The 14816-nt window shown below is 64.8% G+C and carries 10 protein-coding genes; 5 read left to right on the plus strand and 5 right to left on the minus strand.

From position 1 onward, the window contains the following. Positions 1 to 8 precede the first annotated feature (8 nt). Entirely contained in the window at positions 9 to 2447 is a 2439-nt protein-coding gene (locus EJC47_RS01050) for a glycoside hydrolase family 95 protein (protein ID WP_260591427.1), read from the minus strand. Positions 2448 to 2746: 299 nt separating this feature from the next. Here EJC47_RS01050 and EJC47_RS01055 point away from each other — a divergent pair, with 299 nt between their 5' ends. The 4 genes from EJC47_RS01055 (at position 2747) to EJC47_RS01070 (ending at position 6707) form a co-directional block, all read left to right on the plus strand. Next, a complete protein-coding gene (locus tag EJC47_RS01055; protein WP_260591428.1) occupies positions 2747 to 3682 on the plus strand; it encodes an alpha/beta hydrolase in 936 nt (311 codons plus the stop codon). Then, positions 3679 to 4368, plus strand: coding sequence for an acetylxylan esterase (locus EJC47_RS01060; protein ID WP_126845133.1), 690 nt, complete (start codon positions 3679 to 3681; stop codon positions 4366 to 4368). The genes EJC47_RS01055 and EJC47_RS01060 overlap by 4 nt, the downstream gene beginning before the upstream one ends. 42 nt (positions 4369 to 4410) lie before the next feature. Then, entirely contained in the window at positions 4411 to 5847 is a 1437-nt protein-coding gene (locus EJC47_RS01065) for a family 43 glycosylhydrolase (RefSeq protein ID WP_126845134.1), read from the plus strand. A 143-nt stretch (positions 5848 to 5990) separates the two neighbouring features. After that, a complete protein-coding gene (locus tag EJC47_RS01070; protein ID WP_052192290.1) occupies positions 5991 to 6707 on the plus strand; it encodes a FadR/GntR family transcriptional regulator in 717 nt (238 codons plus the stop codon). An 11-nt stretch (positions 6708 to 6718) separates the two neighbouring features. Here the strand turns inward: EJC47_RS01070 and EJC47_RS01075 are convergent, their stop codons facing one another. From EJC47_RS01075 to EJC47_RS01090, 4 genes are all read right to left on the minus strand, one after another. After that, positions 6719 to 8635, minus strand: coding sequence for an NPCBM/NEW2 domain-containing protein (locus tag EJC47_RS01075; protein WP_126845135.1), 1917 nt, complete (start codon positions 8633 to 8635; stop codon positions 6719 to 6721). After that, positions 8635 to 9735, minus strand: coding sequence for an alpha/beta hydrolase (locus EJC47_RS01080; RefSeq protein ID WP_126845136.1), 1101 nt, complete (start codon positions 9733 to 9735; stop codon positions 8635 to 8637). The genes EJC47_RS01075 and EJC47_RS01080 overlap by 1 nt, the downstream gene beginning before the upstream one ends. Positions 9736 to 9847: 112 nt before the next feature. Continuing rightward, positions 9848 to 10873 (minus strand): cupin-like domain-containing protein, encoded by a 1026-nt coding sequence (locus EJC47_RS01085; protein WP_126845137.1) that lies wholly within the window; start codon positions 10871 to 10873, stop codon positions 9848 to 9850. Then, positions 10870 to 11553: a SapC family protein gene (locus tag EJC47_RS01090; RefSeq protein ID WP_126845138.1), complete on the minus strand. Its 684-nt coding sequence runs from the start codon at positions 11551 to 11553 to the stop codon at positions 10870 to 10872. The genes EJC47_RS01085 and EJC47_RS01090 overlap by 4 nt, the downstream gene beginning before the upstream one ends. A gap of 259 nt (positions 11554 to 11812) precedes the next feature. On the opposite strand from EJC47_RS01090, the gene EJC47_RS01095 reads away from it, so the two are divergent. Further along, positions 11813 to 14809, plus strand: coding sequence for a TonB-dependent receptor (locus tag EJC47_RS01095; protein ID WP_409574462.1), 2997 nt, complete (start codon positions 11813 to 11815; stop codon positions 14807 to 14809). The last annotated feature ends 7 nt before the right edge of the window (positions 14810 to 14816 follow it).

Here is a 14816-nt window from a genome sequence, read left to right on the forward strand (position 1 = left end):
GTCCCGGGCTAAGCCCAGTGCCGCATATAGCGGCCAGAGGCCGGGATCGTTACCGCAAAGCGCTCGGTGCCGAGCCGGATCTTCACCGTCGATCCGGCCGGTGCCGAAAGCGTCAGCGCTGTCGCACGGCCCTGCCGCCACGTCAGATCGACGCGGACCCCACCGCGTGCCCGGACACCCGCGATCGATCCGTCCGGCCATGCCGTTGGCAAAGCGGGCAGCAAATGCAGTTCCCCACCCCAAGACTGCACCAGCATTTCGAGAATACCGGCGGCCCCGCCGAAATTTCCGTCAATCTGAAAGGGCGGATGCGCGTCGAACATATTGGGATAGGTGCGCTGCGGGCCGAGCAATCCTTTCAGCACCGTGTAAGCGTGATCGCCCTCGCCCATGCGCGCCCACAGGCACATGCGCCATGCGGTTGCCCAGCCGGTCGATAAATCGCCGCGTTGGCGCAAGCTGACCTTGGCCGCCTCGATTAGCGCAGGCGTGTCGCGGACGTTGATCTGAGCGCTCGGGTACACCGCATAAAGGTGCGAAACATGCCGATGGTGTGGATCGGGGGCTTGCGCATCCCAATCCTCGAGCCATTCCTGAAGCTGCCCCGCCGCGCCGATCCGATCGGGCGCAATGCGCACACCGACCTGTTCGAGCATGGCGAGCCATTCGGTGTCCCGCCCCAGCATCCGGCCAGCGACCACCGTATTGGTGAACAGGTCGCGGACGATTTGCCGATCCATCGCCGGGCCGACGCACAGCGACGATCCGAACGGATGTTCGTTCTCGGGCGAAAGCGAGGGCGACGTCACCAGCCCGCGCCCCTTGGGATCCTCGATCAGCGTGTCGCCGAAGAAGTGCGCCGCTCCCTTAAGCAAGGGGTATAGCCGCGCCAACAGCGCCGGGTCGCGGGCAAAGTCCCAATGCGTGAACAGCGTGTTGCAGAGCCATGCGCCGCCACACGGCCACAGGCCCCATAACGGTCCATCGATCGGCGCGGTCGCGCGCCAGAGATCGGTATTGTGATGCGCGACCCAGCCCCGCGCGCCGTACATCGTCCGCGCGGTCCGCGCGCCGGTAACGGACAAATCCTCGACCATCCGCACCAGCGGCTCGACACAGAGGCCGAGCCCGCCTGGATCGGCCGCCCAGTAATTCATCTCGGTGTTGATGTTGATGGTGTATTTGCTGCCCCAGGGCGGGGTCGTCCCTTCATTCCAGATGCCCTGCAGCGTCGACGGCTGGCTGCCCGGTCGCGACGACGCGATGAGCAGATAGCGACCGTACTGCAGATAAAGCGCCGCCAGCGCCGGATCGACCCCGCTTGCGCCCGCCGCAATGCGTTCGTCGGTCGGCAACGCCGCCGCCGGGCTGGTGCCCAGATCGATCTTCACCCCGCCGAACAGCGCCGCGTGATCCGCCACATGCGACCGTCGCAACGCGTGATACGCCTTGTGTTCTACCGCCTGCCCGGCCGCACGCACCGCGCCAACGGGGTCGCCGCCCGTGTCATCATAACGGCGGTAGCTGGTCGCAGCGGCGATCAGCAAGGTCACGCTGCGCGCGCCGGACACGGTTATGCCGTTTTGGTTCGCAACAATGACGCCGTCCCCCACCGCCTGCACGCGCAGCGCGTAGCGCAACCCTGCAGGCACACCGAGGGCAGCTTCGTTCGATCCGGTCACCAGCAGGGCATGGGCACCATCGGCAGCGATCGTCACGTCCGGTCCGGGCCGGGCCGCATCCTCGCGCTGCAGCCACTCGGTCGGTCGCGTGGTTTGGGGCGTTGCACCCTCGGAGAATTGCGCGCGGGGGGTACTGATCGCACGCGGTGCACGATAGGCGAGATCGAAGTCGAGCGTTCCCGCCTCCGCTTCCAGCCGCATCACGATCACCTGATCGGGGGCCGATGCAAACAGCTCGCGCCGGTAACGGCCGTCCGAGGTCTCGAACTCGGTTGTGGCAATGCCCGATGCGAGATCGAGCTCGCGCCGATAGGCGGTCGGGACGTGCGCGGATGCGAAGGTCAGCAGCAGATCGCCGAGCGTGCCATACGGCATCTGGGCGGGCGGTTTGCCCATCATTTTTGCGGAAGCCAGGTCCGTCGCGTCCTTATAGCGTCCGGCGGCAAGCAGCGCCCGAACCTCGGGCAACGCGGCCAAGGCTTCGGGATTGTCCGGATCATAGGGCGCGCCCGCCCACAGCGTATCCTCATTGAGTTGAAGCCGCTCCTGCGCGACGCGGCCGAACACCATCGCGCCCAGCCGTCCGTTGCCGACCGGCAGCGCCTCAGTCCAGGCTCCGGCCGGCTGCCGATACCAAAGCCGCAGGTCGCCGCTCGAATCGCTCGCCTTCGCCGCCAGCAGCGTCGGCGCAGCCGCAATCGCAAGCCCCGCCGCCAGCGTCTCGCGTCGATTGACGGCTGCGAACGCATCGCTTGATGGCATCATCGCTCTCCCCATGCGGCTTCGTCCAAGCTCCAAAACCCTGTGCGGTGCGGATGCCCGCATTGGCAAGGCGCTCGTAAATTAGTTTGTCTGACTATTGACCGTCGAACAACCCTCCGTTTAGCAATGCCGCACGATCCGTAAGGCGCGCGCGCGCTGCACGATCGTCGAAAACAAGAAGCTCCGGCCAGCATAAGGCAGGGCGATCGGGAGAAGACCGGATGACCGGAGTGGGGCGATCCGTTGATCGACGTCGTGCCTGGTTCGCATCGCATGGCGCGGGGCGCGCCGCATTGTACGGAATGGCATTGCTGCTGGGCGCGCCCGCCATGGCACAGGACGCGCGGATGGTGCCGACTGTCGCCCCGGCCGAACCCACTGCAATCCGGCTCGATACCGGCGACGCCGCGGGCGTGACCGCACCGGAGTCGTGGTTCCGCCAATATGGCGTCGCGATGACGCGCAACGTCAGCACCGCGACGCTGACGCCGTTCCTCCCCGATCCTGCCAAGGCGACCGGCGCGGCGGTGATCGTGGCACCCGGCGGCGGCTTCCTGATGCTGTCGATGGAGAATGAGGGGTGGCGCGTCGCGCGCGCGCTCGCCGATCACGGGATCGCCGCGTTCGTGCTGAAATACCGCCTGAAGCCAACCCCCGCCGCCATGCCCGATTTCGAACAGGCGGTGGCGGCGATGTTCGCGGGTGCCGGACGTCCCACGTCGCGGCTGCGCCCCGAAGAGGCCGCCGCCGGGCTGGCCGAGCCGATCGCCGACGCGCGCGCCGCCTTCGCGCTGATCCGCGCGCACGCCCGCGAATGGCGGGTCGATCCCGCCCGCATCGGGATGATGGGCTTTTCGGCAGGAGCCATGACGACAATGGCCACCGCGCTCACCGCCCCCGAGCTGGACCCGGCGTTCCTCGCGCCGATCTACGGCTCGATGGAGGCGGTCCGCGTTCGCCCTGATGCGCCGCCGCTGTTCGCGGTGCTCGCCGCCGATGACCCGCTGTTCGCACGCAAAGGTCTGGGCCTGATCGATTCGTGGCAGCAGGCGGGACGGCCTGTCGAATTTCATTTGTATGGCCAGGGCGGCCACGGCTTCGGCCTTGGTAAAGCGAACACGACGAGCACCGAGTGGTTCGACGCCTTCGTCCGTTGGCTCGATATGAACGGCTTGCTGACACGCCAGCGGGACGGCGGCGCGGCAGGCGCAAGCGGCACGGGAGCGACAAAGCCATGAAACCGATCAAGATCGCAATCGTGCTGGCAGTGGGCGCTTTAGCGCCGCTGACCGCCGGTTTGGCGCAACAGGCACCCGCGCCTGCGCGCAGTTTCGAACCCTATTTTACCGCGCCGACAAACGCACCGCTGACCCCTGACGCCGACGGTTTCCTGCAACGCTGGCTGCTGTTGGAACCGATCGTCAAGCCAAACCGCAGCAACATCGGTTTCACGCAAAGCTATGTGCGCGCCGCGCTGACCGATTTTCCCGGTGGCACTGTTGCCGTGCCGCGCGATGGTGCGCTGATCAAGACGCCGGAGCCGCTGCGCTGGCACGCGCTCGATGCGCGGTTGTTCGACGTCAAGCTGTTCAATTTCGCGCAAAGCCTCGGCAAGCCGGTCTATGGTGTGATCTTCCATGCGGTCACCGTCGTCGACAGCCCGCGCGAAATGCACAATGTGCGCCTCGCCGTCGGCTCGAACGCAGCCTCAATGTGGTGGGTCAACGGCACCGAAGCCGTCGGCCTGTATGGCGACCGTCGCATGGTGATGGACGACGGCGTATCGCAACCGCTGACGCTGCACAAAGGGCGCAACATCGTCCGCGGCGCGGTCATCAACGGTCCGGGCCTCAGCGACTTTTGCGTCCGCTTTGTCGACGCCGAGGGGCGACCGGTCCGCGACCTCACGATCGACCTTAAATAGCTCCGTCCGGGCTTAAACCCGCGCGATCCCGTTGGAGATACCATGAAGTACGCTGCGATTGCCGTCCTGTCGGCCCTGCTCGCACTGCCGGGCACCGCCGCTGCCCAATTGGAGGGCGAGCCCTTTATCCATGATCCCTCGACGATCGCGCTGTCCGACGGGAAATATTATACGTTCGGCACAGGGCGCGGTGGCCTGGTGTCCGAAGACGGCTGGAGCTGGCATAGCGGTGGCGTTCGTCCCGGCGGCGGGGTCGCGCCCGACATCATCCACATCGGCGATCGCTACTATGTCGCCTATGCGGTCGGCGGCGGCGGCATGAACGGCGGCCATGCCAGCCAGGTCAAGGTGATGTGGACGCACTCGCTCGACCCCGGCTCGCCCGCTTTCGGATATCATGATGTCGGCGTCGTTGCCGAGAGCAACGGCGTCGAAGACGCCGATGCGATCGATCCCGCCTTCCTCCTCGCCGACGGGCGGCTGTGGCTGAGCTACGGCACCTATTTCGGCTATATCCGCATGGTCGAGCTCGATCCCACAACGGGTGCCCGGCGCGCAGGCAACCAACCGGTCGATATCGCGATCGACATGGAAGCCACCGCCCTGCTCTACCGCGATGGCTATTACTATCTGCTGGGAACGCACGGCACGTGCTGCGACGGGCCCAATTCTTCGTACAACATTCGCGTCGGGCGCTCGCGCTCGCCGACCGGCCCGTTCGTCGACCATATGGGCGTACCGCTGCTGAAAGGCGGTGGGAAACTGGTGGTCGCCGGGCGCGGGCGTCGCTACGGCCCCGGCCATTTCGGCCTGGTCGACCTTGGCGACGGACTCCAGAAGTTCTCGATGCACTATGAAGCCGATATGGATCGCAGCGGGCGTAGCGTGCTCGCGATCGAGCCCTTGTTGTGGAAGGATGGCTGGCCGGTCGGCGGCGAAAATCTTGCGGCCGGAACGTATGAGATCGAATCGCAGCGCAGCGGCGGCGCGCTGCAGCTTGCCGTTGACGACACCCGCATCGCGTTCGATGCGCGCCGCAGCTTCTTTGCTGCGCCGAATACGCCGGTCACCCCCATCGCGAACCAGACGCTTGGCGAAGATCAGGCGAACTGGCCAAGCGGTCCGATCAACGTCGACCTTGGCGATTATATGATCAGGCCGCACCAGCAATGGACAATCGCCCCAGTCGCCGGGGCAGGCGGCTATTTCGGTGCCCCGTATTACAGCATCCTCATCGCGGGTACCGGCCGCGCGCTGGCCGTGTCGGGCGAGACCGTCGCAACCGTGCCGACCTTTACCGGCGCACCCGAGCAATTGTGGCGGATCGACCAACTCACCGACGGCACCTACCGGATAACGCCGAAGGTGACGGGACAAGGCCCGTCGCGCGCGCTGGTTGCCGTGGGGGCCAGCACCCCCGCCCTTGCCCCGTTCGATCCCGCAAGCGCCGTCGGACGGTGGACCTTCAAGCGACCGTAGCGGAGACTCCCCATCTTCACGGAAGGACGTCCTACGATAGTCGCAGTTTCCGTCACGACCGGCTGCTGCTAGAGTTCGGCGCTGTGACGATCGAACATTCCCTCTCCCCGGCTGAAGATGCCGGAACCGCAACCGACAGCGAACTGCCAACGCGCTCTCCGCGCGGCAAAGGGCGGCGGCTGCGCGGGGCGATTGCCCACAAACTCGGCGTGGCCATCCTGTCTGGCAAATATGCCCCGGGCGAGACGCTTTCCAGCGAGACCGTCTTTGCCGAATCGCTCGACGTATCGCGCAGTGCTTATCGCGAAGGCATCCAGGCGCTGATTGCCAAGGGGCTGGTCGAAAGCCGACCAAAAGCGGGAACGCGCGTGCTCCCGCGCGATCGGTGGAATCTGCTCGACCCCGACGTGCTCGGCTGGGCCTTTGCCGGCGAGCCCGATCCGCAATTGGTGCGCAGCCTGTTCGAACTGCGCTTGATCATCGAACCTGCCGCCGCCGGGATGGCCGCGACCAAGCGCGACCGCAGCGAACTCAAACGCATGAAGGAGGCACTTGCCGCGATGCGGCGGCATTCGCTCGCGACCGATCTGGGCCGTGCGGCCGACCGGCAGTTTCACGATACGATCCTGCGCGCCACCCGCAACGATGCGTTGGTGGTGCTCAGCGCCTCGATCGGCGCAGCGGTCAGTTGGACAACGCAGTTCAAGCAACGCCTGCGCGCGCTGCCGCGCAACCCGATCCCCGATCACGTGCTCGTTTATGACGCGATTGCCGCCGCCGACCCCGACGCCGCCAGCGCGGCGATGCGGCGGCTGGTCGAACTCGCGCTGGAAGATACCCAAAGCGCGATGGCGAGCTGATCGCGCCGGAGTCAGCGCGTCAGCGCCGCCTCGGACCAGCTCACCGGATCGGGAAAGCGCAGCGGCGTCGCGGTGCGCGCAACGAGTTCGATCAGCGTGACGCCACGCACGTCGACCGACAGCGGCGCGACTGCGTCGCCGAAGCGCATCGGTGCCGACTGGCCGAGCAGCTTGCCGTCGCCATAGACCGCGAAGCGCACCGGCTGGCTGCGATCGCGCGCCGAATCGTCGACCCCGACCAACGCCGAGAAGCGGGCGAACCCCGAATTGCGCACTTCGATCCGCGAATTGGCAAGCACACCGATCCCGGTGGTGAAGCGACGCCCGGCCACCTGCAGCGTCTCGCCATAAGGCGTGCCGTCAGCCTGCGCGCCACCCCAGCCGCCATAACGCGGGTGGTCGCCGTCGCCCCGAGTCCCGCGCCACGGCAAGATGCCACGGTGGATCAGCGGCTCATGCTCGGGGACGACGACGCCATCGACCGCAGGATTCACCCGGCCCGGCTGCTCCGAGAGATAGAGACCGCCGGGCAATTGCCGCGTGCCGTGCGCAGTGAAGACAAGCGTCTGATGCGGCGCGAGCGCGAGCTTGGTCTCGCCGCGGAAGTGCGTCGTGCCGCCATCCCACAGATCGTCGAGCGTAACGTCGCCATCGGCGGTGAATTTGAGATGGTCGGCAGTCAGCACCGCTTGCGCTGGTGACGCGGTGCGGTTGAAGATCGCCACCGCTTTGTCGCCGCTCGCCAGCGTTTTGACGAGGATCTGCACATCGTCGGTATCGAACGCCAGCACCGCCTGGTTGCCGACGGGATCCTGGTCGAGCGCGATGATCCGCGAATTGCCCAGGATCGCCAGCATCGTCGGCGGTGCCTTGCGCAAGTCATAGCCGATGAACAGCGGCGCATTCACCATTGCCCAAAGTGTGAAATGCGTCCGCGCCTCGGCCGCATGCGCCGCATCGAAATCGCCGGTGCCGATGAACAGCATGTCGGGGTCGTTCCACGATCCCGGATGCGCATAGAGCGCGCGGCGCGACACGCTGTCGAAATTGTGCAGCATCCGCGACCAGCTTGGCGAAATGTCCTCGCTGGTCCGCGAGATGCTGCCGACATCCTTGCCCCAGGCGCGGACATCGGCCGAGCCCCACAGGCAGATCGAATAGAGGAAGTCGTTGTCGGGGTTATAGCGCTTTAGCGCGCGCCCGACCTCCTCATACAGCCCGCGCACCGCCGCAATGTCGCTGCGCCCGACCGATTCGACGTCGACCAGCGGCGCGAGCGCGCGATACTGGCCCGACTTCACGCGCGGATCGGTGGCGGGGAAAGCGCGGATGCCGCAGCCGTCGACCTTGATCAGGTCGAAGCCCCAGTCCTTGAAATAGAGCGCGATATCCTGGTCGACATGCCCGTACAGGGCGACCTCGCGCTCGGCGACGGTACCTTCGGGCATATTGGCCATGGTCGAGGTGAACGCCTGCCCGCAGGTATTGCGCCCGATGTCGGAATAAATGCCGGCCTTGAGCCCCATCGCATGGAGCCGGTCGGTAAAGGGCCGGAAGCTGGTGTCGCCGCCCGGCCCCGCCCCCTTGGCCGAGGGAAAGGTCGTGGTGCGGATGACCATCCGCCCGTCACTTTCCCGTCGCTTGAGCCACCAGCCGTCATCGACGTCGATATAGCGATAGCCCTTCGCCGCCAGCCCAGAATCGACGATGATCTGCGCCGAGGCGAGCACCTTCTCTTCGCTCACATCTTCGTAAAAGGCGTTCCAGCTGCTCCACCCCATTGGCGGCAATTGCCCCGCGCCCGCAGTATAAGCGCTCCACCGCCCGGCTGGGGCGAGATCGTCGGCCTGTGCCATCGCGGGCAAGCTGCAAGCCGTGGCCGCGAGCAGCGCCGCACAGACGCGCAATCGGCTGCGTCCGCCGCGCATCAGCGCGCCGCCTTGGTCACGAGGTTCTTGCCGAAGAAGGGCATCACATTTTCCTGAAAGCGCACCGCCACGTCGCTGACGTGCGTCCCGTGGTACAGTTCGAAGCTGTTGGCGATACCATAGCGGTCCAATGTCGCGTGAAGCTTGGCCGCGTCGTCCTTGAGGCCGTCCTGATCGCCGACATCGATCGCGATGGCGCGATACTGGCGCAAATTGCCGATATATTGGTCGACAAAGGCGAGCGGCGCGTTCGCCGCCCATTTTGCCAGCACCTCGGGCTGCACGACGCCGTTCTTGGTCGGCAAGTCGAGGTAAAAAGGCGGGTTCTGCGGATTGGGCGACCAGGCGGCGGCGGTCGCGAATTGCGCGCGCCCGAAGAAGGGCAGCGCGGTGGCTTCCTCGCGCGTATGGACCGCCTCCAGCGCGGCAGCGACCTTGGGGTCGATCTGGCCGGGATCGCGCGGCGACAGGCAGCACGGGCTCATCATATAGATCGCGCCGAACATGTCGGGATGCCGCATCCCGATCCGCGCGGTGCCGTAACCGCCCATCGAATGCCCGGCGAGCCCGCGGCTGCGCCGGTCGGCAATCGTGCGATAATGCGCGTCGACATAATGGATCAGATCGCGCGCGATGAAGGTCTCGAAATCACCGGTCGTGACCGAACTCGAATACATCGATCCGTTATGCAGCGTTTTCGAATCCGGCAGCACCACGATCATCTCGGGCACCCCCGTGGCGAACGCACCCTCGATCGTCTGCGGCACATGGATTTCATGCGTCCATTGCTCGGCACCGATCGAATAGCCGTGGAGCGCGTAGAGCACCGGGTAGCGCCGCTTCGGATTGGCAGCATAGCTTGGCGGCAGCATCACCAGCACGTCGCGGTCCGCCGAATCGCCCTCGAGATTGCCGACGATGGTGGGGGCATGGACCTTGATCCGCTCGATCGTCACGGCCGGAGCACCGGCAACCGGCGGCGGCACATGCGTTGGCACTTGCCCGATTGCCGGCATCGCGCCCATCAGCAAAGCGGCGGTTCCGATGCAGGCAACGCACGAGGCACGCCATGCCGCCCGCAGCCGATGACGATTGCGCATATCACTCTCCCAAGCACCCATTGGACCGGTATCGCGTCTTCGCGACGTGTCGTCTTGTCTGTCTAAAGCAGGCCTGCGTCAATTCCTTGCAGCGCCTCCTCTAGGCCGTGGCCTACCCGCCGCGAAGCAAGCGCATCACCAGCGCGCGGATCCGCCCATAATTGCCGCTGCGCAGTGGCCCCAGGATACCGTGCTGCGGTTCCGGCAGGTGCGCGAGCGGATGCCCATCGGGGCGAAAGACATAATGGTCAAAGAATGCCCGCCATGCCGCGCGCTCGGGTGCGGGGCGCTCGGCAATCGCGATCATCGCGAGCAACATCGCGGTGTGCGGCGCATCCGGACCGCTGGCAAAGCCATCCCACCAGTAATTCACCAACACGTTGAAAGGCGCGGTCGCTTCGACCGAATGCCACCACAGCTTGGGCAGATACAACGCATCGCCGGGTTCCAGATCGACGGGAATCGCCCGTCCCCGGGCGTTGGCGAACGCCGGGTAGCGTGCGTCTTCCGGCGGCGCACTGGCGGCCAGGCTGACCGGTTGCCCGGCCAGCGTGTGATCGATCGGCCCGACATACAGATCGGCAATCGCATCGGGCGGATAAAGCGTGAAACGCCGTCGCCCCGCCACGACACAGGCGAGGTTGTCGAACGTATCATAGTGGCAAGCGACCGACGACGCGGTCCCAAGCCAGATCCGCGGCCCGACGTCGGGCGACAGGATCGAGAGCGTATTTTCCGCAGAAAAGCCCGGAAGATAGTCATCTGTGGGCAGCGAACCGACATAGATTGACGGTTGCGAGGGAGACTGTGCTGCGTCCGCGATCCGCCCAAGCGCCTCACCGAACCGCACGCTTTCGCGCGAGAAGGTAAACCCGGCCAGTCCGTCGGCATAATCGTATCGTCCACCCGTTCCCGGATCGCCGACAAACATCTCCGCCGCCCGGTCGACCGCGAATCGTGCCAGATAGGCGACGAGCACCGCCTGCGATTGCGCTTGCGCGACATAAGCCGGCCACTGGCGACATACGCCGCGCAAGACGACCGGTTCGCACGGCTCGGCAATGTCGCGGAGGAACCGGTCGCGATCCAATGTCGTGCCGTCGACGGTTCGCAAGCAGGGCGAGTCGAGCGATGTCATCCGGCAACAAGACGATCGTTGCGCAGGTGGGCGAGGCGCGAAAGATGCTGCTGTGATCCAAGGACGCTTTGCGCGAGCGCCAGGTCGCCTTGCCGGAACAGTCCGATCACCGCAACGTCGTCGAGCTCGGCCAGGGCATCGCGACTGATCGTGTAGAGGCCTTCCAGCACGAGTCGTTCGCCATCGTCGAAGCTGAATGACAGGTCGATCGGCTCGACCAGTTTGAGCGCGAGCAGACGCTTGAGGAACTGCTCGGTCCGCGGCAACCCCGCGTGCAACTGACTCAAGGCGCTCTGGACACGCCGCAGCGCTGCGGCGGGCAGGCCCTCTTCTTCAAACACCCTTTGCCCACCCGTTCCCGCAAAGCGGGGGTGCGCCGGATCGATCGCGATATGATCGCCGGAGATATAGAAACCCTGCCGCACCAGATCGAGGAGCCCTTCGACCGCCGCGCCATCACCCGTTCCGGAAAAAATGTTTTCGCCCGGCTTCAGGCCCAGCAGTGCTCCGGCATAAAATGCCCCGGTTTCAGGATGTTTGGTAAAAAGGATCGGAAATCGGGCAGCGACCGACTCGAACTCTTCGACCACGATCTGCACGAAGTGCCGGTCGGCGGACAGCGGCGGACCAAGCCGCAGCGCCGCGTGATTATCGGTATTTAAGACCTCCAGCGTCGCCATCGGCGTCCTCTCCTAAGCTATCGCGCCGCTGCTCACGGTCGTCCTGCTGGCATAAGCGGCGCACCACGCTCCGGCCAAGAGCCTTGATCGTTTTTTCGCATTACACCGACAAATACCATTGCGCAGCGTCTCTGGTAGCGATAACAATGCTCCCAGCGCAATAGGTCGGACGATACCGACTGGGGCGCGAGAAGCTTGTCCCGGGGCCCACGGCCTGGGGCAGACGTCTGAATAATAATGATAGTTTAAGAGGGAGGGGATTGTGACGTACTTCACCGCACGCCGGAATAGCGCAGCATCGGGCTCACGCAGGCGCAAATTTATTCTGATTGGCGCTCCGAGCTTGCTCGCGCTTGCTTTGGCAGATCCGGCCGCCGCACAAACCAGCGACGCGCAGACTATCCATACCGCGCAGGCCGTAACGCCGCAGGATGGGGCTGCTACCGCCGACACCGGCAAACCTTCTACCCCCGACGACATCGGGCAGGACATCATCGTTACGGGTCTGCGCGGATCGCTCCAGCGCAACCTGGACATCAAGCGTTCGGCGACAGGCGTTGTCGACGCCATCTCGTCCGAAGACATCGGCAAATTTCCCGACTCGAACGTCGCAGCCTCGCTCCAGCGCTTGCCCGGCGTGTCGATCCAGCGCTCGGGTGCCCGCGGCGAAGCAACCGGCATCACGGTTCGCGGCTTTGGCGGCGACTTCAACACCACGCTGTATGACGGTCGCCGCATCTCGACCGCGACCGGTGGCCGCCAGATCGATTTCTCCACCGTCGGTTCCGATTTCATCGGCCGCCTGAGCGTCCTCAAGACGCCCGACGTGGCGCTGACCTCAAGCTCGATCGGCGCGACCGTCAATGTCGAATTCCCCAAGCCGTTCGATCATCCAGGCCTCCGCCTGGCGACCAGCATTGCAGGCTCGGTGCAGGATCGCTCGGGCAAGATCGTTCCGACCGGCGGCGTGCTGCTTAGCGACACCTTCGCCAATGGCACGCTCGGCGTGCTCGCCGACTTCATCTACACGCGCCGCGATACCAACACCAACCGCGTCGGCGTCAATGGCTGGGAGGGCGGCTATTACGCGCCGTGCCAGCTGAAGGGCACCACTGCGACCAGTTGCTCGCCAACCAGCGACTCCAAGAGCGCCGCCTATGCCGACGCACGCAACCGCCAGACGGTGGTCGGCTGGTTCCCCCAGCAATATGTTTACGAGCAGGATCGTACCAAGGACGAACGCTATGACGGGCGCATCGCGCTGCAATGGCATCCGTCGGACGATGTGATGGTCACGATCGACGACAATTTCTCGCGGCAGAAGGTCGTCACCGACATTTACGGTTTCGGCGTGTGGTTCAACCAGGGCGCGCTGCGCAACGTCGAGCTCGACAAGAACGGGCAGGCCATCAATTTCACGCAGACCGGCTCGCCGACCGACTTCACCTCGGCAATCAACACCGAAGTGCTGCAGACCAATGCGATCGGCGGCAACGTCAAATGGGACGCGAACGAGCACCTCACGCTCGAGGGCGATCTCAACTACGCGCAGAGCTGGCGTAATCCGGACGGCAATATCGGCAGCCAGAACGGCGATATCGGCTATGGCGGTGCGCTCGGCACGACGACCGGGCTGCAAATTCTCGGCAACAGCAGCAACGCCATTCCGGTGCTGACGGCTTTTGGGCCCAACGGCACCGCTGCGGATTTCGCCAATCCCGCGCTGATCGGTTCGCATGTCACCGTGAACCAAACCCAGCGCAACACCGATACCCTGAAGCAGGCGCGCTTTAATGCGACCTGGCATCAGGACAATCTGACCATCAAGGCTGGCGGACAGTATATCGAGGACCGCTTCCAGCTCAGCAACCAGAGCACCTTCACCAACAACTTCTGGCAGGCCTATGCCGGCTACGGCACGCCTTCCGCGCAGGGTGGTGGCATCGCGCCGCTGCCAAGCAGCCTGTATCAGGGCACGATCTCGACCAACAACTTCATCCCCGGCTTCAAGGGCTCGTTGCCGCCGTCGTTGATCATGTTCAACCCGATCGCCTATCAGAATTATCTGACCAGCCTCGGCAATCCTCAGACGAAAAACATCCCCGGCTATAACTATTCGGGCGTTACCGGCTTTACCGGAACCTTTGACGAGGCGGTCGATCCCGGCAGCATCCAGGATATTCGGGAAAAGACCTGGTCGCTCTACATGAGCGTCAATTTCACCACCGACATCGGCAATATGCCGTTCCACTTCAACGCGGGCGTGCGGAACGAGAACACCCATCTGACATCGGTCGGCCAGGGCCGCCTGCCGTTGGTGCTCAGCACCAGCAGCGCCGATCCGACGCTGCTGACAGTGTCGAGCTATACCCCGGTTCAGGCGGTTTCGAGCAAGAGCAGCTATTCGTTCCTCCTGCCGACGCTCGACGCCCGGCTCGAAGTCACCGACCGGCTGCAATTGCGCTTCGATGCGTCGCGCACGCTGACGCGCCCGGCGCTCAACCTGCTGTCGCCGGTGCTCAACGTCGGCAGCGGCCAGCGCGTCAACGCGCTGACGGCAAGCGGCGGCAACCCCAACCTCAAGCCGTATCTGTCGGACAATTTCGACGTCGCGGCCGAATGGTATTACAAGCGCAACTCCTACGTTTCGGTCGATTTCTTCGTGAAGAACGTCAGCAACTTCATCGTTGGCGGTGTGACGCGGCAGGCCATTAACGGCGTGATCGATCCGACCACCGGGCAGCCCGCCAACTTTGCGGTCACGCAACAGGTCAACGGGCCTGACGCGACGGTGCGCGGGGTCGAGGTTGCATGGCAACAGGTGTTCGGCGAAACCGGCTTCGGCTTCACCGCCAACGCGACCTTTGTCGACACCAACAAGCCCTACGATCCGACCAACATCTCGCAAACCGGTTTTGCGGTCACCGGCCTGGCCAACTCGGCAAACTTCGTCGGCTTCTACGACAAGCACGGCTTCCAGTTCCGGGCGGCGCTCAACTGGCGCGACAAGTATCTGCTCCAGTTCGGCCAGAACCAGAATACCGGACAATTCGGTGCCGAACCGACCTTCGTCAATTCGAGCCTCCAGCTCGACCTGTCGTCGAGCTACGACATCAACAAGCACTTCAGCGTGTTTGGCGAGGTCCAGAACGTCAACAACAACCAGCAAAGCACCCACGGCCGCTTCGACAATCAGTTGCTCGACGTGTTCGACTATGGACGGCGCTATCTGGCCGGCGCGCGCTTCCGCTTCTAGTCTCCGC

It is taken from the genome of Sphingomonas sp. TF3, assembly GCF_003985085.1.
Taxonomy (GTDB): Bacteria; Pseudomonadota; Alphaproteobacteria; order Sphingomonadales; family Sphingomonadaceae; genus Sphingomonas.